Here is a 17,214-nt window from a genome sequence, read left to right on the forward strand (position 1 = left end):
GCATGAACGGCATCCTCCTGCTCGAACAGCTGCTCAACAGCCTGCAGTTCGGTCTGATGCTGTTCCTGCTGGCGGCCGGGCTGACGCTGGTGTTCGGCATCATGGACCTGATCAACCTGGCCCATGGTTCGCTGTACATGATCGGCGCCTACCTGGTCGCCACCCTCGCGGTCGCCTCCGGTTCGTTCTGGATCGGCCTGGCGGGCGGCGTGGCCGCCTCGGCGGTGTTGGGCGCGGTGCTGGAATGCACCGTGATCCGGCGGCTGTACCAGCGGGATCATCTGTCCCAGGTGCTGGGCACTTTCGCCCTGCTGCTGATGGCCAATGAGGGCGTGCGGATGATCTGGGGCTCGCAACCCTTGATGATGCCCATGCCCGCCGGACTGTCCGGCCCGGTCGAACTGCTGCCGGGCTTCAGCTATCCCGCCTATCGCCTGTTCATCATCGGCGCCGGCCTGGCCGTGGCGCTGCTGCTGTACGTGCTGGTGACGCGCACCCGGCTGGGCATGCAGGTGCGCGCGGGGGCATCCAACCGTGAAATGGCGCAGGCGATGGGCGCCGACGTGCGCCGCCTGTTCACGCTGTTGTTCGCCTTCGGGGCCGCGCTGTGCGCGGTGGCGGGGGGAATGCTCGGGCCCCTGCTGGCCGTCCAGGTCGGCATGGGGGAGAGCATTCTCATCCTGGCATTCGTGGTCATCGTGATCGGCGGCATCGGTTCGATCCGGGGGGCGCTGGTCGGCGCGTTGCTGGTGGGCCTGGTGGACACGGCCGGCCGCACGGTGGTGCCGATGCTGTTCGAGAGGTTGATGGGGCCCGCCGCCGCCGACAATGCCGGTCCGGCCGTGGCCTCGATCCTGATCTACGTGCTGATGGCCGCCGTGCTGTTCTGGAAACCGCGGGGCCTGTTCCCCGCCCGGGGGTGAGGAGAGGATGGCGCATTTTCCGCGACATGGGTCTCCGGGGCTGCTGGATCATGCGCTGCGCGCCCGCAGCGCCGTACCGCTGCTGCTTCTGCTGGCTCTGCTGCCTTTTGCCGCCCTGGCGCTGGACGAAGGCTTCTACATCGGCGTGGCCAGCCGCATCCTGATCTTCGCCCTGGCGGCGACCAGCCTCAACCTGATCCTGGGCTTCGGCGGCATGGTCAGCTTCGGCCATGCCGCGTTCGTCGGCATGGGCGCCTATACCGTGGGCATCCTGATGCAGGCCGGCATGGCGTCGGCCTGGGTTGCCTGGCCGGCGGCGCTGCTCGTCGGCGGGCTGTTCGCTTTCGTGATCGGGCTCGTCAGCCTGCGCACCCAGGGCGTGTATTTCATCATGATCACGCTGGCGTTCGCGCAGATGCTGTTCTACCTGATGGTATCGCTCAAGCAGTACGGCGGCGAGGACGGGCTTTCGTTGGCGACGCGTTCCGATCCGGGGCTGGGCCTGGACCTGTCCGACGATGTGCAGTTCTATTTCGTGGTGCTGGCGATCTGCGCCGGCGTATTCGTCTGCCTGGCCCGGCTGCTCAATGCGCGCTTTGGCCACGCGCTGCAGGCGATCCGCGAAAACGAGACGCGCATGGCCGCGCTGGGTTTCGCGGTCTATCGCCACAAGCTGATCGCCTTCACGCTGGCGGGCGCCATCGCCGGGCTGGCCGGCGCCCTGCTGGCCAACCAGAGCGGTTTCGTCAGTCCGTCCCTGCTGCAATGGAGCCAGTCCGGCATCCTGCTGGTCATGGTCATCCTGGGAGGCGTCGGCCATCTGTATGGCGGTCTGGCCGGTGCGGCGGCGTTCCTGCTGATCGAGGAAATCGTGTCCTCCTACACCATCCACTGGCAGTTCGGCCTGGGCGCCTTGCTGCTGGCCGTGGTGCTGGTGGCGCCCAACGGGCTGATGAGCCTGGTGCGCCGCCGGGGCGCGCCATGACGCCGGCCCCCATGGAAATCCTCTGCGCCGACCGGCTGGTCAAGCGTTTCGGCGGGCTGGTGGCCACCGATCAGGCCAGCCTGACGATCCGCGCCGGTGAACTGCATGCGCTGATCGGCCCCAACGGCGCGGGCAAGACCACGTTGATCCACCAATTGTCCGGCGCACTGGCGCCGACCAGCGGCACGATCCGCTTCGCGGGCGAAGACATCACGGCGCTGCCCATCCACGCGCGCGTACATCGGGGGCTGGTGCGCTCCTACCAGGTCACCAGTGTGTTCCGGCGCCTGTCGGTGCTGGACAATCTGGCCCTGGCGGTGCAGGCGCGCGACGGCGGCGGCCTAGGATTCTGGCGGCCGGCGCGGGCCGAGCGGGAACGCTATGCCGACGCCGCATCCGTGGCCGAGCGGGTGGGGCTGGCCGCTTGCCAGGATCGCATCGCCGGTGCGCTGTCTCATGGTGAACAGCGCCAGCTCGAAATCGGCCTGGTGCTGGCCTTGCGGCCCCGCCTGCTGTTGCTCGACGAACCGCTGGCCGGGATGGGCGCCGAGGAATCCGGACGCATGGTGGCGCTGCTGCGGAGTCTGCGCGGCGAACACACCATGCTGCTGGTGGAGCACGACATGGACGCCGTCTTCCGTCTGGCGGACCGGATTTCGGCGCTGGTGTCCGGCCGGGTCATCGCGACGGGCACCCCGGACGAAATCCAGGGCCATCCTGAAGTCCGGCGCGCCTACCTGGGCGACGAACAGGGGGAGGCATAGATGGGCGGTTTGCTGGAAGTCGAAGGCCTGGAGACCACCTACGGCGACAGCCGGGTGTTGTTCGGCATCGACCTGGCCATCGGACCGGGGGAAGTCGCCACGCTGCTGGGCCGCAACGGCATGGGCAAGACCACGACGGTGCGTTCCATCCTGGGCCTGACGCGCGCGCGGGCCGGCACGATCCGTTTCCTGGGGGAGCGGATCGAATCGCGTGCGCCGGACCGGATCGCCCGCATGGGCCTGGCCGTCGTGCCCGAAGGGCGCCAGATTTTCCCGAACCTGTCCGTACGGGAAAATCTGCTGGCCTTCGCCGCCCATCGAAATGCCAGCGCCGATCCCTGGACGCTGGAGCGCGTGCTGGCGATGTTCCCCCGGCTGGCCGAACGGTCCGCCAATATGGGCGGCCAGCTCTCGGGCGGCGAGCAGCAGATGCTGGCCATCGGCCGCGCCTTGATGACCAATCCGCACTTGCTGATCCTGGACGAGGCCACCGAAGGCCTGGCCCCGCTGGTCCGCGAGGAAATCTGGCGTTGCCTGGATGCCTTGCGCAGCCAGGGGCAGGCCATCCTCGTCATCGACAAGTATGTCCGGCGCCTGGTGCGGCTGGCCGACCGGCACACCCTCATCGAGCACGGCCGGGTCGTCTGGCAGGGCGATTCGGCCGCGCTGGCCGACCGCCCCGAACTATGGCAGCGCTACATCGGGGTCTGACCCGGATGCACCCGCGTCCGCCGCCGCGGCGCGGCTTTGTCGCCGTCCGGCGAGTTACACTTCAGTTCATTCTGTTCCTGACGCCGAACCGCCATGCCCATCCATGAAATCCGCCACCCCTTGATCCGCCACAAACTGGGCCTGATGCGGCGGGCGGACCTCAGCACCAAGAATTTCCGCGAGATGGCCCAGGAAATCGGCGCCCTGCTGACCTACGAGGCCACCCAGGACCTGCCGCTGGAGCCGGCCCGCATCGCCGGCTGGGCGGGAGCGGTCGACGTCGAGAAACTGGCCGGCAAAAAGGTCACCGTGGTGCCCATCCTGCGCGCCGGCATCGGCATGCTGGACGGCGTGCTCACGCTGATTCCGGGGGCCAAGGTCAGCGCCGTGGGCATCGCGCGCAACGAGGAAACCCTGCAGGCCCAGCCCTACCTGGAAAAGCTCGTCGGCCAGCTGGACCAGCGCCTGGCGCTGATCGTCGATCCCATGCTCGCCACGGGCGGCTCGATGGTGGCCACCATCGACATGCTCAAGCAGGCCGGCGCCCGCACCGTGCGCGCCCTGGTGCTGGTGGCCGCGCCCGAGGGCATCGCCGCCGTCGAACGCGCCCATCCGGACGTGCACATCTACACCGCGTCCATCGACGATCACCTGAACGAGAACGGCTACATCATTCCCGGCCTGGGCGACGCCGGGGACCGCATTTTCGGCACACGCCAGAAGACCGACTGAGGACACGGAAGGACCGTTGCCCGGCCCCTGTATCATCTTTGACTTCCGTCAGTTTTCTGATGTTTTGATACATCGGGTTTTCCCCGATCGGGTAGGATGAAGGCTCATCATTCCCTTTCACAGGAGCTGTCCATGGCCACTCGCAAGCAAATCGCCACGCAATCTGCGGGGGATGCGTTGATCGAAGACCTGAAATCCAGCCTGGACCAGGCGGAAAAACTCCTGCGCGAGGCCGCCGACGCGACGGGCGAAAAGGCCGCCGACCTGCGCGCCCGGGCGCTGAGCGCGCTCGACCAGGGCCGTGAGGCCCTGTCCGAAACCCAGGCCAGCCTGATGGAGCAGGGGCGCAAGGTCGCGCATGATACCGACGAATACGTCCAGGCCAATCCCTGGAAGGCCGTCGGCATCGCCGGGGTGGCCGGCCTGCTCCTGGGCGCGCTGCTGTCCCGTCGCTGATCCGGATGGGACCGCTCGGCCGCGCGTTCTCCGACCTGGCCGCCCAGGTGGCGGCCCTGGGGGGCACGCGTCTGGAACTTCTGGGCCTGGAGGCCCGCGACGCGGGCGACCGTCTGCTGCGCCGCCTGGCGGCGCTTCTGGCGGCGGCGGTCTTCCTGACGCTTGCGCTGCTGGTGGCCACGCTGGCCCTGGCATTGATCTTCTGGCCGACCGAATACCGTTACCTGGCCCTTGGTCTGCTGGCGCTGCTGTATGCGGCGCTGGGTACGGGTCTGGCCGCCTGGCTGATCCATCGCCTGAAACACGATCCCGACCCGTTCTCCGTGACGGTCGAGGTGCTGCGCGAGGATGAGGCGGGTCTCAGGGCCGTCCTTGCGGACGGCCCTGTGCCAGACGAATCGGAGCGGCATGCAGGCCGCGACGTGGACGAAGGCCGCAAGGGGGATTGATGAGCACACGTCTCGGAGATCGTCCAGGCCGCCCCAAGCGAGAATCCGCCGCAGACCGCCGCCTGCGCATCGAACTGCTGCGCATGCGCGCCGGGTACGAACGTCTGGCCGTCAGGCGCGGCGCCTGCCGGCTGGCCGGTGAATTGCGGCCCGAGGCCCTGGCCGCCCAGGCGCGCGACCGCCTGGGGTCGATCGGGCTGGGCTGGCTGGGCGGCGGGCTGCAGGCCCTGCGCCGTTATCCCGTGCTGCTGTCCTTGCTGACCTCGGTGGTGACCAACCGTCGGCGGCGCGGCATCGCACTGAAGACCGCCCTGATCGCCGGCCTGGTGTGGTTGGGCAAGCGCCGGAGCCGCGAAACCGATCCGTGAATCGCAGGAGGCTCGGTGGGCGCCTGTTGCTTTACAAGCCCAACGCCCCCCACATGTCGTCCACGCGCCGCTTGACCTCGGGCGTCATCTGGATCGGCCGGCCCCATTCGCGCTGGGTTTCGCCGGGCCATTTGTTGGTCGCGTCCAGCCCCATCTTGCCGCCCAGCCCCGAGACGGGCGAGGCGAAATCCAGGTAGTCGATCGGCGTGTTGTCCACCAGCAGGGTGTCGCGCACCGGGTCCATGCGCGTGGTCATGGCCCAGATGACCTCGGGCCACTGCCTGGGATCGATGTCCTCGTCCACCACCACGATGAACTTGGTGTACATGAACTGGCGCAGCACGCTCCACAGACCGAACAGGATGCGCTTGGCGTGGCCCGGGTACTGCTTGCGGATCGACACCACGGCCAGCCGGTAGCTGCAGCCTTCGGGCGGCAGGTGGAAATCGACGATTTCCGGGAACTGGCGCTTGAGCAAGGGCACGAAGACCTCGTTCAGGGCCACCCCCAGGACAGCGGGCTCGTCAGGCGGCTTGCCGGTGTAAGTGCTGTGGTAGATGGGGTCGCGCCGATGGGTGATGCGCTCGACCGTGAAGACCGGGAACCAGTCCTGTTCATTGTAGTAGCCGGTGTGGTCTCCGTAAGGGCCCTCCAGGGCCATCTCATAGCCGGTGTCCGGCGGCGGGGAGACGCCTTCGGGCACGTCGGGACGCCGCGCGCGCGGGTCGGAGGCCGGCAGGATGTGGCCTTCGAGGATGATCTCGGCGTGGGCCGGCACCGACAGGCCGCTGCTCAGCGCGGGGGCGACTTCCGTGCGCGAGCCGCGCAGCAGGCCGGCGAACTGGTATTCCGACAGGCTGTCGGGAATGGGGGTGACGGCCGCCAGCGTGGTGGCGGGATCGGCGCCCAGCGCCACCGCGATCGGGAAGGGTTCGCCGGGACGCGCCAGGGCGTGGTCGCGGAAATCCAGCGCGCCGCCGCGATGCGACAGCCAGCGCATGATGAGTTTGTTGCGGCCCATCAACTGCTGGCGGTAGATGCCCAGGTTCTGGCGGCGTGCGCGCGGCCCGCGCGTGATCACCAGCCCCCAGGTCAGCAGCGGCGCCACGTCGCCCGGCCAGCAGCTTTGCAGGGGCAGGGCGTTCAGGTCCACGTCGCCGGCCTCGACGACGACTTCCTGGCAAGGCGGGCTGCGCAGTTGCCGGGGGTTCATGTCCCACAAGGCCGATTTCAGCATGGAGACCTTGGACAGGGCGTCGCGCATGCCCTGGGGCGGCGTCGGCTCGCGCAGCGAAGCCAGCAGTTCGCCGGTCTCGCGCAGGGCGGAGACGTCTTGCGCCCCCATGCCCCAGGCGACGCGCCCCGGGGTGCCGAACAGATTGGTCAGCACCGGGGTGCCGCAGGCCTGGCCGCCATGCACCGGATGTTCGAACAGCAGGGCGGGGCCGGCGGCCCGCAGGACCCGGTCGCTGATTTCGGTCATTTCCAGGGCGGTGGAGACGGGGTGCGCGATGCGCTTGAGCTGGCCCTGGCGTTCCAGTTGGGCGATGAAGTCTCTGAGGTCGCGGTATTTCACGGCGTGATCGTCGATCGGTTACAGTGGTGTCGTGCCCAAGATTACCATTCCCCTTGCCCGGACGGTTTCCGGAGGTGCCCATGCGGTCCGTTCCTGAACGGCTGCGGCATGGTGTGCGCGCCGTGCTGCGGCCCGTGGGCGAGTTCGTCCACGTCAGTGCCATCTACCTGGGACTGGCTGTGCTCACCACGCTGGGCCTGAGCCTGGTGCTGCCGTCCATGCGCCAGCAGTCGCAACAGCTTCATGAAGTCGTCCTGGCGATGTTCCAGGCCGACGGGGGCGGCTATGCGCCCGATGACGAGGGCGATCTGCAGGACTGGGCGCCGCCGTCCCCCGCGGGCGGGGCGCCGGATGCGGGCGCTCCATCCGCCGAACCGGCTGGCGGCGACGCCGACGCGGCGGACGCCGGCCAGGCGGGCACGACCGGCCAGGACGGCGGGACGGGGACCGGGCGCATGGGGTTTTCCGCCGCGTTGGCCGCCAGTCTGCGCGACCAGCCGATCCAGGGTGTGACCCAGGTACAGGCGCATGCCCTGCGCAGCTATCTGTCGCGCAAATACCGTATCGCCAGCAGCGTGGCCGGCGCCCTGATCCGGACGGTCTTCGACGTCGGCCGCGAACGCAAGCTGGACCCGCAACTGCTGCTGGCCGTGATCGCCATCGAATCGCGCTACAACCCCTTCGTCGAGAGTTCCGTGGGCGCCCAGGGCCTGATGCAGGTCATGACCAGCGTGCATCGGGCCAAGCTGCGGCCCAGCGGGGGGCCGGCGGCGGTCTTCGATCCGGTGGTCAACATCCGGGTCGGGGCCCAGATCCTGGCGGACTGCATCCGCCGGCGCGGCAGCCTGGAGGGCGGCCTGGCGTGCTACGTCGGTGCGACCGGACCCAGCGATGGCGGTTACGGCGCGCGTGTGCTGGCCGAACGCCGCCGCATCGCTCTGGCCTCGGGGATCCCGCCCAAGAACTGAATCCCGGACACGTTCCGGCGGGGTGCTAGCGGTTTCCCAGGAACGCCGCCATCCGGTCGATGGCCTCGTGCAGGCGGTCCAGGCCGGTGGCGTAGGAAAAGCGCACGGTGCGTTGCGCATGGGCCTGGCCGAAATCCAGTCCAGGCACCGCGGCGACCCCGGCCTCGTGCAGCAGGCGGTGGCAGAACGCCGCGCTGTCCATCCCCAGGCCGTGGATGTCGGAAAAAATGTAGAACGCCCCGTCCGGCGCGGCGGGCACGCGCAGCCCCAACCGTTCGAAGGCGGGCAGCAGGAAGTCGCGGCGTTCCTTGAACGACAGGCGCCGGTGTTCGTAGACCTGCATGACTTCGGGCTCGAAACAGCTGAGCGCCGCGTGCTGGGCCAGCGCCGGGGCGCAGATCGCCAGGCTGGCGGCCAGGCGTTCCAGGGCGGGCATCATCGTGTCGGGCGCGATCAGCCAGCCCAGGCGCCAGCCCGTCATGTGGAAGTATTTCGAGAAGCTGTTGATGATCAGCAGGTCGTCGTCCAGCGTCAGGCCGCTTTGCGGCGGCTCGTCGTAATACAGACCCAGGTAGATCTCGTCCAGGATGACGAAGCCGCCGCGCGCACGCACGGCGGCGATCAGCGCGCGAAGGGCCTCGCGCGGCATGGAGGTGCCGGTGGGATTGCTGGGCGAGGCGATCAGCACGCCGCGTGTGGCCGGGCCCCAGTGGGCGTCGATGTCCTCGGGGCGCAACTGGTAGCGGTGTTCCGCCGTGGTCGGCACCAGGCGCGTGATCCCGCCGGCCGCCGTGATGAAGTTGCGATTGGCGGGATAGGACGGGTCCGGCATGAGGATTTCGTCGCCCGGATCGACCAGGGCCATCGCCGCCAGCAGCAGGGCGCCCGAGGCGCCCGAGGTGATCAGGACACGGGCCGGGTCCACTGTGGCGCCGAAGTGCGTGCCGTAATAGTGGGCGATGGCCTCGCGCAGCGCCGGAATGCCGGCGGGCGCGGTGTAGCCGCTCAGGCCGGCGTCGGCCGCCCGGTTCAGGGTTTCCAGTACGCGCGCGGGGGCGGTGAAATCGGGCTCGCCGATCCCCAGGCTGATGATGTCGCGCCCCTGGGCCGCGAGCGCCTGGGCCTGTTTCAGGACTTCCACGGCGTAAAATGGCGCCGTGCGTTCGGTTCTGTCGGCCAGTCGGACCATCGTGCAACCCTGCGATACTGTTCGGAAAGAAAGCCCGATTGTAGTCTCCTAGCCCCCGTCCCCGGAGCCCCGCCATGCAGTCCTCCTCGCGCCGCGCATTCCTGGTCGGCCGCCGCACGGAACGATCACCCTGGGAAACCTTCCTCGCCCGCCTGCGCCGCGCCGCGCAGGGCGCGGTGCACGATTTTTCCACGGAGGCGGGCAGCGCCCGGCTGGTGCCGGGCCACATGCAGGATGTCTATCATGCCCGGTCCCTGTGCGTGGAACACGGCGTCACGCTGGCCCTGGACGGCATGCCGTCGGCGGCGCGGCTGGACGACGGCCCCGTGCTGTGGATCGAACCGGGGGCCGCGATGGCCCGCTGCGAGCGTCTGGGGCCGGACGATCCGCGCTGGTTCGTGCAGCCCGGCTGCCTCATCGGCGACCTGGAGCAGGCCGGATTGCCTCAGTTCCGCGACCAGCCGCCGCATCTGACGGTGGCGGCCTGGCTGGCCGACCGGCGCGGTTGCGACTGGGACCGCGGCGACACGGCCTCCAGCGGCCTGGCGCATGCGCTGGTGCTGCTGGCCGACGGCACGCAGGCCAATCTGGGCGCCTTCGGTGTGGACAACCGCAAGCCGCTGGACAATCTGCGTGTCCAGGGCATGATCCCGCGCCTGTTCGAGCTTGCTTCGGCGCCGGGCACCGACGGCGCGCGGGACGATGCGCTCTGGAACGGGCGCTACCGGCTGGACGCCCTGCGGCCGCTGGACGGGCGCACCATCAATCTGGCCCATCTGCTGCTGGGCCACGGCGGCGAACTGGGCTGGGTCGAATGGCTGGTGTTCGACGAACGCGCCGGGGCTCCGTCCGAGCGGCCCTACGAACAGCGCTACGGACGCCGGCCGGGCACGGGCGACGCGGCGGGGGACACGGACCTCGCCGTGCGCGCCCTGTTCGATCCCGACGGTGTCTTTCCGGAACAGGGCCAGCAGTTCTGACCGTCCGCCCGGCTGCGGGCTTTCCCCCATATGGTCCGCATGCGTCCCGCGCCATACCGCCCGCCCGCGCAAGCGGCTAGAATGGCCGGCAGCACACCTGTTTATTTTCCATTACGTATCAAGGCTGCCTCAACATGGACGAATCCTTGCGCGCCGCGGCGCTCGAATATCACGAGCACGGCCGTCCCGGGAAAATCTCGGTCACCCCCACCAAACAGCTTTCCAATCAGCGCGATCTCGCCCTGGCCTATTCCCCCGGGGTCGCCGCCGCGTGCGAGGAGATCGTCGCCGACAGCCACAATGCCTTCCGCTACACGGGGCGCGGCAACCTGGTCGGCGTCATCACCAACGGCACGGCCGTGCTGGGCCTGGGCAACATCGGCCCCCTGGCCTCCAAGCCCGTGATGGAAGGCAAGGCCGTGCTGTTCAAGAAATTCTCCGGCCTGGACGTGTTCGACATCGAGATCAACGAACAGGATCCGGACAAGCTGGTCGACATCATCGCGGGCCTGGAGCCCACCTTCGGCGGCATCAACCTGGAAGACATCAAAGCGCCCGAATGCTTCTACATCGAGCAGAAACTTCGCGAGCGCATGAACATCCCCGTCTTCCACGACGACCAGCACGGCACCGCCATCTGCGTGACCGCGGCTTTCATCAACGGCCTGGAAGTCGTCGGCAAGGACATCTCCAAGGTCAAGGTCGTGGTCTCCGGCGCCGGCGCGGCCGCCCTGGGCTGCCTGGATCTGATGATGGACATGGGGCTGCCGCTCGAACACATCTGGGTGTCCGACATCGAGGGCGTGGTCTACGAAGGCCGCACGGTCCTGATGGACGAAAAGAAAGCCCATTTCGCGCAGCAGACCGACGCGCGCACGCTGGACGACATCATCGGCGGCGCCGACGTGTTCCTGGGCCTGTCGGCCGGCGGGGTGCTCAAGCCCCATATGGTCGAGAAGATGGCCGAACGCCCGCTGGTGCTGGCGCTGGCCAACCCCAATCCGGAAATCCTGCCGGCCGACGCGCTGGCGGCGCGGCCCGACGCCGTGATCGCCACGGGGCGGTCCGATTTCCCGAACCAGGTCAACAACGTGTTGTGCTTCCCGTACATCTTCCGCGGGGCGCTGGACGTGGGCGCGACCACCATCACGCGCGGCATGGAAAAGGCCGCCGTCATGGCGATCTGCAAGCTGGCGCGCGAAGAACAGAACGACGTCGTGGCGGCGGCCTACGGCCTGTACGACGTGTCCTTCGGGCCCAGCTACTTCATCCCCAAGCCCTTCGATCCGCGCCTGATCGTGCGGATTTCCCCCGCCGTGGCGAAGGCCGCCATGGACGACGGCGTGGCGACCCGGCCCTTGGCGGACCTGGAAGGCTACGCGGGCCAGCTGGAACAGTTCGTCTACCATTCCGGCGCCTTCATGAAGCCGCTGTTCTCGGCGGCGCGCGCCATGGTGCGCGAAGGCGGCAAGGCGCGCATCGTCTTCGCCGAGGGCGAGGACGAGCGCGTGCTGCGCGCCGTGCAGATCGTGGTGGACGAGCGTCTGGCCAAGCCCATCCTCATCGGCCGTCCCGCCGTGCTGGCCGACCGCATCGAGAAATACGGCTTGCGCATCCGCCTGGGGGTCGACGTCGAGGTCACCAACCCCGAGCACGACGAACGCTTCCACCAGTACTGGACCACGTACTGGGAACTGATGTGCCGCCGGGGCATCACCAAGGAAATGGCGCGGGTCGAGATGCGCCGTCGCCTGACCCTGATCGGCGCCATGATGGTGCGCCTGGGCGACGCCGACGGCATGATCTGCGGCACGGTGGGGTCCTACGGCAACCACCTGCGTTTCGTCGACGAGGTACTGGGGCAGCAGCCCGGCGCCCGCACCTACGCGGCCATGAACATCCTGCTCCTTGCGGAACGCACCGTGGCGCTGGCGGACACGCACGTCAACGACGACCCGGACGCGGCCCAGATCGCCGAGATCACCCTGATGGCGGCGGCCGAAATGCGCCGTCTCAACATCGAGCCCAAGGTCGCGCTGTTGTCGCGTTCCAATTTCGGCACCGGCAGTTCGTCCTCCGGCGAGAAAATGCGCCAGGCCCTGGCCCTGGTGCGCGAACGCGACCCCGGCCTGGAAATCGATGGCGAGATGCACGGCGACTGCGCCCTGGACCCGGCGCTGCGCGAGCGCATCCTGCCATCCACCACCTTGCATGGAGAGGCCAATCTGCTGATCTGTCCCAACGTGGACGCCGGCAATATCGCCTACAACCTGCTCAAGACGGCGGCGGGCGGCAACGTGGCGGTCGGGCCGTTCCTGCTGGGCGCCAACGCGCCGGTGCATATCCTGACCTCCAGTTCCACCGTGCGGCGGATCGTCAACATGACCGCGCTGACCGTGGTCGATGCCAACAAGCCCCGCCACGCATAGGAAAGTGCCGGACGATCGGCCAGCCCCCGATGCGTCCTCCGGCGTGATGGCCGGCAGGGCGGCCGGCCGGCCCAGGGTCGGCCTGGTCCTGACCGGCGGCGGCGCCCGCGCCGCCTACCAGGCCGGCGTGCTGGCGGGTGTGCTGGAACTGCTGGACCCGGAACGCCGCCCAGGCTTCCCCAATCCCTTCGACATCGTCTGCGGCACCTCGGCGGGGGCCATCAACGCCGCCGCGCTGGCCTGCCGCGCCCATCAGCCGCATCGCGCCATCGATCATCTGTGCGGCCTGTGGCAGTCCTTGCACACCCGGGACATCTATTACTCGGACGCCGTGCGGCTGATGCACACCGGCCTGCAATGGCTGGGCATGCTGAGCCTGGGCTGGATCCGGCCGCAACTGTCCCGCTACGCGCCGCATTCCCTGCTGGACAACGAACCCTTGTGCGGCCTGCTCGGCCATGCGCTCAATTTTTCCCGTCTGGGCACCAATCTGGAACGCGGCCATCTGAGCGCCTTGGCCATCACGGCGACCGCCTACACCACCGGCGAGCATCTGACGTTCTACCAGGCCCGGCGGCGCATCCAGCCCTGGTCGCGCACCTTGCGCCGGGCCGTGGCGTGCTCCATCGGCGTGGACCACCTGATGGCTTCCAGCGCCATTCCCTTCGTCTTTCCCGCCCGCGCCATCCTGATGGGCGGCCGCACGCTCTGGTGCGGGGACGGGTCGATGCGCCAGCTCGCCCCGATCAGTCCGGCCATTCATCTGGGGGCCGAGCGCGTCTTCGTGATCGGCACCAATTACCGCGACGAAACCAGCCCCGACAGCCATGGACTGGACCCGCCGTATCCCAATCTGGCCCAGGTCGCGGGCCACACGCTGTCGAACATTTTCCTGGACGGCGTGTCCATGGACATGGAACGCATGGAGCGGATCAATGCGCTGCTTGCACGAATCCCGGCAAATCGTTTAAAAAGCGATTCACTGCGACCCATCCACACCCTGATGATCGCGCCCAGCCGGTCCCTGGACCAACTGGCGCTGGAGCATCTGGATGAATTGCCGGGCGCCGTGCGCACCTTGTTTCGCGTGTTGGGCGTTTCGCCGCGCAAAATCGAGCCGGGAGGCGGCGCGCTGGCGTCCTACTTGTTGTTCGAGTCCGGCTACACTCGCAGCCTGATCGATCTGGGCAGGGCAGACAGCCTGAGTCAGGCAGAGAAAGTCATCGCTTTTTTCAAGGAGTGGTCCGCATGAGTCCGGCCCAGATAAAAAAAATGCTCACGCAGGGTGTGGTGGATGCCCGGGCGGTGAGCGAGCAGGAAGCCCTCGCGGCCGCGTCCGAAGCCGGTCTGGCCGCTTTCGTCGTCGATTGCGACCGCGCGCGCAACCGTTCCGCCGTGCTGCGGGCCGTGGTCAAGGCCATCGACTACCCGGAATATTTCGGCGGCAACCTGGACGCCCTGTACGATGGCCTGTGCGATACCCTGACGGACCAGAAAGAAGGCCTGTTCCTGTGGTTCCGGCATCTGCATTCCGGGGATCCGGCCCTGTCGGAGGACGCCCGGGCCATCCAGGCCGTGTGCGACGACGTGGTGGAATTCGGCCACAATAACGAACGCCGCTTCGCCTATGCCATCCAGCACGCCGGGGCGCATCCCGCGCCCGAGCCGGGGGTCGACCCCACGCCGTATTCCGGCCGCGAGGAATCCTGATTTCCCCGCGAAGGCAGCAAAAAAACGGCGCCGTCAGGCGCCGTTTTGCTACCAGTCCAGCAGGGCCGTGGCCGCCGCCGCCAGCGCCAGGCCGGCGGTTTCGGTGCGCAGCACCCGGGCGCCGAATCTCGCGCCCGCCAGGCCCCGGCGCCGCGCCAGGGTGAGCTCATCGGGCGACCAGCCGCCCTCGGGGCCGACCATCAGCGTCAGGCTGTCGCGCACGTCGGCCAGGGCCGCGCGGAAATCCAGAGGGCCGTCGGGGTGGCAGAACAGCGCCGGGCCGTCCACCGTTTCCAGGCAGGCCGCCAGCGGCGCGGGCGGGTGGACGGCCATCAGCCGGTTGCGGCCGCATTGTTCGCTGGCCGAGCGGGCGATGGCGCGCCAGTGATCCAGGCGTTTGTCCAGGCGGGGGCCGGACAGGCGCAGGACGCTGCGTTCGGCGGCCACGGGGCGTAGCTCGGTCACCCCCAGCTCGACCGCCTTTTCCACGATCCAGTCCATCTTGTCGCCCGAGGCCAGGCCCTGGATCAGGATCAGCCGGCCGCGCAGTTCGCTTTCGACGGCTTCGTGCGGGCCCAGTTCGGCCAGGGCGCGCGGGCCCTCGATGCGCAGCATGGCGGAGTATTGGCCGCCCCGGCCGTCGAACAGGACGATGGGCACGCCGTCCGCGAGCCGCAGCACGCGCAGCGCGTGATGCGCCAGGGCGGCCGGCAGCTCGATGCGCCCGCCGGTGGCCAGCGGGGTCTCGCAGAAGAAGCGGGGAGGCGACATGACGGTGTGCGGTCCGGCAATGACCATGGTGCGGATGCCGTGGAATATAAACCGGATCGGTCTGGGTGGTAAAATCCCTGGCTTTGTGATTCTGTATGCGGTGAGGCCATGGCTTCGGTCGTGCAGCGCTTGCCCCCAAGACCCCTATGAGCGCCTTGCCCGCCCCCGATCCGTCCATGGCCGATGCCATTCGCGTCCTGGCCATGGATGCCGTCCAACAAGCCAATTCCGGGCACCCCGGTGCGCCCATGGGCATGGCCGACATCGCCCACGTGCTCTGGACGAGGCACCTGCGCCACAATCCGGCCGATCCGGCCTGGATCGACCGCGACCGTTTCGTGCTGTCCAACGGCCATGGCTCGATGCTGATCTATGCGCTGCTGCACCTGACCGGCTACGACCTGCCGATCGATGAACTGCGCCGGTTCCGCCAACTGCATTCGCGCACGCCGGGCCATCCCGAGGTCGGCGTCACGCCGGGCGTCGAAACCACCACCGGTCCGCTGGGCCAGGGCCTGGCCAATGCCGTCGGCATGGCGCTCGCCCAATCGCTGCTGGCGGGCGAATTCAACCGCCCTGGGCACGAACTGATCGGCCACGATACCTACGCCTTCGTCGGCGACGGCTGCCTCATGGAAGGCATCTCCCACGAGGCCTGCTCGCTGGCCGGCACCCTGGGCCTGTCGCGCCTGATCGTGTTCTACGACGACAACGGGATCTCCATCGACGGCGAGGTCCGGGACTGGTTCGCCGACGACACCCCGGCGCGCTTCGAAGCCTATGGCTGGAACGTCCTGCGCGGCGTCGACGGCCATGACATGAACGCGATCGACGCCGCCATCGTCCAGGCCCGGGCGCACGCCGCCGACGGCCGGGGGCCGACCCTGATCTGCTGCCGCACCGTGATCGGCCGCGGCGCCCCGACCAAGGCGGGCACCGAGAAAGTCCACGGCGCGCCCCTGGGCGCCGACGAAATCGCCGCCGCGCGCAAGGCCATGGGCTGGAATCATCCGCCTTTCGAGATCCCGCGCGAAATCTACCAGTACTGGGATGCCCGCGCCCGCGGCTCCGACCTGCAGTCCGAGTGGCAATCGCGTTTCGATCGCTATGCGGAAGCCCACCCCGAACTGGCCGCCGAATTGTGCCGCCGCATGGCGGGGGAACTGCCGGCCGATTTCGCCGAGCGCGCCCGCGCCTTTGTGCTGTCCACCCAGGACAAGGCCGAATCCATCGCGTCGCGCAAGGCCTCGCAGCAGGCCATCGCCGCCTTCGCGGAAATCCTGCCGGAATTGCTGGGCGGCTCGGCCGACCTGACCGGTTCCAATTTCACCGACTGGAAAGGCGTCGAGCCCGTGCGCCGCGCGCCCGGCGGCCCCCGGTCGGGGCGCCACGTCAACTATGGCGTGCGCGAATTCGGCATGGCGGCGATCATGAACGGCGTCGCCCTGCACGGCGGCTACCTGCCCTTCGGCGGGACTTTCCTGACCTTTTCCGACTATTCCCGCAACGCCTTGCGCATGGCGGCGCTGATGAAGCAGCGCGTGGTGCACGTCTTCACCCACGATTCCATCGGCCTGGGCGAGGACGGCCCCACCCACCAGTCGATCGAGCATGCGGGCAGCCTGCGCCTGATCCCCAACCTTCACGTCTGGCGCCCCTGCGACACGACCGAAACGGCGGTCGCCTGGCAATGCGCCCTGGCGCGCCCCGCCAGCCTGGGCATGGCCGTCCACGCCGGCGGACCCTCGGCGCTGCTGCTCTCGCGCCAGAACCTTCCCTTCGTGGCGCGCGATGCCGCCACCACCGACGCCATCGCGCGGGGCGGCTACGTCCTGCGCGACATGGTGGGCGCGCGCGCCGTGCTGATCGCCACGGGTTCCGAGATCGAACTCGCCCTGCAGGCCCAGGACCGCCTGGCCGCGCGCGGCGTGGCGACTCGCGTGGTCTCCATGCCCTGCACCCAGGTCTTCGATGCCCAGGACGCCGACTGGCGCGACTCGGTGCTGCCGGCGGGCCTGCCGCGCGTGGCGGTCGAGGCGGGCGGCACGGCGACCTGGTACAAATACGTGGGCACGACGGGCGCCGTCGTGGGCATCGACACCTACGGCGAATCCGCCCCCGCGGGTGAACTGTTCAAGCATTTCGGACTGACGGCCGACCATGTGGCCGCCGCCGTCGAGCAGATTTTGTAAAGGAGCTCCTT

At 68.7% G+C, this 17,214-nt stretch carries 17 protein-coding genes; 14 read left to right on the forward strand and 3 right to left on the reverse strand.

Annotation, left to right across the window (positions count from 1 at the left end):
- Window positions 1–2 precede the first annotated feature (2 nt).
- From O4H32_RS06905 to O4H32_RS06940, 8 genes are all read left to right on the forward strand, one after another.
- Window positions 3–923: a branched-chain amino acid ABC transporter permease gene (locus O4H32_RS06905; RefSeq protein WP_269357841.1), complete on the forward strand. Its 921-nt coding sequence runs from the start codon at window positions 3–5 to the stop codon at window positions 921–923.
- A gap of 7 nt (window positions 924–930) precedes the next feature.
- The gene (locus O4H32_RS06910; RefSeq protein ID WP_269357842.1) at window positions 931–1,908 is read left to right on the forward strand and encodes a branched-chain amino acid ABC transporter permease; all 978 of its coding nucleotides are present in this window, start codon (window positions 931–933) and stop codon (window positions 1,906–1,908) included.
- Window positions 1,905–2,672 (forward strand): ABC transporter ATP-binding protein, encoded by a 768-nt coding sequence (locus O4H32_RS06915; protein ID WP_269357843.1) that lies wholly within the window; start codon window positions 1,905–1,907, stop codon window positions 2,670–2,672. The genes O4H32_RS06910 and O4H32_RS06915 overlap by 4 nt, the downstream gene beginning before the upstream one ends.
- Window positions 2,673–3,383: an ABC transporter ATP-binding protein gene (locus O4H32_RS06920; RefSeq protein WP_269357844.1), complete on the forward strand. Its 711-nt coding sequence runs from the start codon at window positions 2,673–2,675 to the stop codon at window positions 3,381–3,383. It begins immediately after the preceding gene.
- A gap of 93 nt (window positions 3,384–3,476) precedes the next feature.
- Entirely contained in the window at window positions 3,477–4,115 is a 639-nt protein-coding gene (upp, locus tag O4H32_RS06925; RefSeq protein WP_269357845.1) for a uracil phosphoribosyltransferase, read from the forward strand.
- Window positions 4,116–4,247: 132 nt separating this feature from the next.
- Window positions 4,248–4,571: an ElaB/YgaM/YqjD family protein gene (locus O4H32_RS06930; protein ID WP_269357846.1), complete on the forward strand. Its 324-nt coding sequence runs from the start codon at window positions 4,248–4,250 to the stop codon at window positions 4,569–4,571.
- Between the two features lie 5 nt (window positions 4,572–4,576).
- Window positions 4,577–5,020 carry a phage holin family protein gene (locus O4H32_RS06935; RefSeq protein WP_269357847.1) on the forward strand — a complete coding sequence of 148 codons (444 nt, stop codon included), beginning with the start codon at window positions 4,577–4,579 and terminating at the stop codon, window positions 5,018–5,020.
- A complete protein-coding gene (locus tag O4H32_RS06940; RefSeq protein WP_269357848.1) occupies window positions 5,020–5,388 on the forward strand; it encodes a hypothetical protein in 369 nt (122 codons plus the stop codon). The genes O4H32_RS06935 and O4H32_RS06940 overlap by 1 nt, the downstream gene beginning before the upstream one ends.
- A gap of 31 nt (window positions 5,389–5,419) precedes the next feature.
- Here the strand turns inward: O4H32_RS06940 and O4H32_RS06945 are convergent, their stop codons facing one another.
- Window positions 5,420–6,964 (reverse strand): UbiD family decarboxylase, encoded by a 1,545-nt coding sequence (locus O4H32_RS06945; protein WP_269357849.1) that lies wholly within the window; start codon window positions 6,962–6,964, stop codon window positions 5,420–5,422.
- An 80-nt stretch (window positions 6,965–7,044) separates the two neighbouring features.
- On the opposite strand from O4H32_RS06945, the gene O4H32_RS06950 reads away from it, so the two are divergent.
- Entirely contained in the window at window positions 7,045–7,932 is an 888-nt protein-coding gene (locus O4H32_RS06950; RefSeq protein ID WP_269357850.1) for a lytic transglycosylase domain-containing protein, read from the forward strand.
- A 25-nt stretch (window positions 7,933–7,957) separates the two neighbouring features.
- Here the strand turns inward: O4H32_RS06950 and O4H32_RS06955 are convergent, their stop codons facing one another.
- On the reverse strand, window positions 7,958–9,121 hold the full coding sequence (locus O4H32_RS06955; protein WP_269357851.1) for a pyridoxal phosphate-dependent aminotransferase: 1,164 nt from the start codon (window positions 9,119–9,121) through the stop codon (window positions 7,958–7,960).
- 74 nt (window positions 9,122–9,195) lie between these two features.
- Here O4H32_RS06955 and O4H32_RS06960 point away from each other — a divergent pair, with 74 nt between their 5' ends.
- The 4 genes from O4H32_RS06960 (at window position 9,196) to O4H32_RS06975 (ending at window position 14,240) form a co-directional block, all read left to right on the forward strand.
- The gene (locus O4H32_RS06960; protein WP_269357852.1) at window positions 9,196–10,101 is read left to right on the forward strand and encodes a hypothetical protein; all 906 of its coding nucleotides are present in this window, start codon (window positions 9,196–9,198) and stop codon (window positions 10,099–10,101) included.
- Window positions 10,102–10,235: 134 nt separating this feature from the next.
- Window positions 10,236–12,530 carry an NADP-dependent malic enzyme gene (locus O4H32_RS06965; RefSeq protein ID WP_269357853.1) on the forward strand — a complete coding sequence of 765 codons (2,295 nt, stop codon included), beginning with the start codon at window positions 10,236–10,238 and terminating at the stop codon, window positions 12,528–12,530.
- Window positions 12,531–12,576: 46 nt separating this feature from the next.
- A complete protein-coding gene (locus O4H32_RS06970; protein WP_269357925.1) occupies window positions 12,577–13,782 on the forward strand; it encodes a patatin-like phospholipase family protein in 1,206 nt (401 codons plus the stop codon).
- Window positions 13,779–14,240: a barstar family protein gene (locus O4H32_RS06975; RefSeq protein ID WP_269357854.1), complete on the forward strand. Its 462-nt coding sequence runs from the start codon at window positions 13,779–13,781 to the stop codon at window positions 14,238–14,240. Before O4H32_RS06970 ends, O4H32_RS06975 begins: the two co-directional genes overlap by 4 nt.
- 48 nt (window positions 14,241–14,288) lie before the next feature.
- On the opposite strand, the gene O4H32_RS06980 is transcribed toward O4H32_RS06975, so the two are convergent.
- Window positions 14,289–15,011, reverse strand: a complete 723-nt coding sequence (locus O4H32_RS06980; protein ID WP_269357855.1) for a 16S rRNA (uracil(1498)-N(3))-methyltransferase — start codon at window positions 15,009–15,011, stop codon at window positions 14,289–14,291.
- 146 nt (window positions 15,012–15,157) lie between these two features.
- Here O4H32_RS06980 and tkt point away from each other — a divergent pair, with 146 nt between their 5' ends.
- Window positions 15,158–17,203 (forward strand): transketolase, encoded by a 2,046-nt coding sequence (gene tkt / locus O4H32_RS06985; protein ID WP_269357856.1) that lies wholly within the window; start codon window positions 15,158–15,160, stop codon window positions 17,201–17,203.
- Window positions 17,204–17,214: the final 11 nt, after the last annotated feature.

It is taken from the genome of Castellaniella denitrificans, assembly GCF_027214045.1.
Lineage (GTDB): Bacteria > Pseudomonadota > Gammaproteobacteria > Burkholderiales > Burkholderiaceae_B > Castellaniella > Castellaniella denitrificans_A.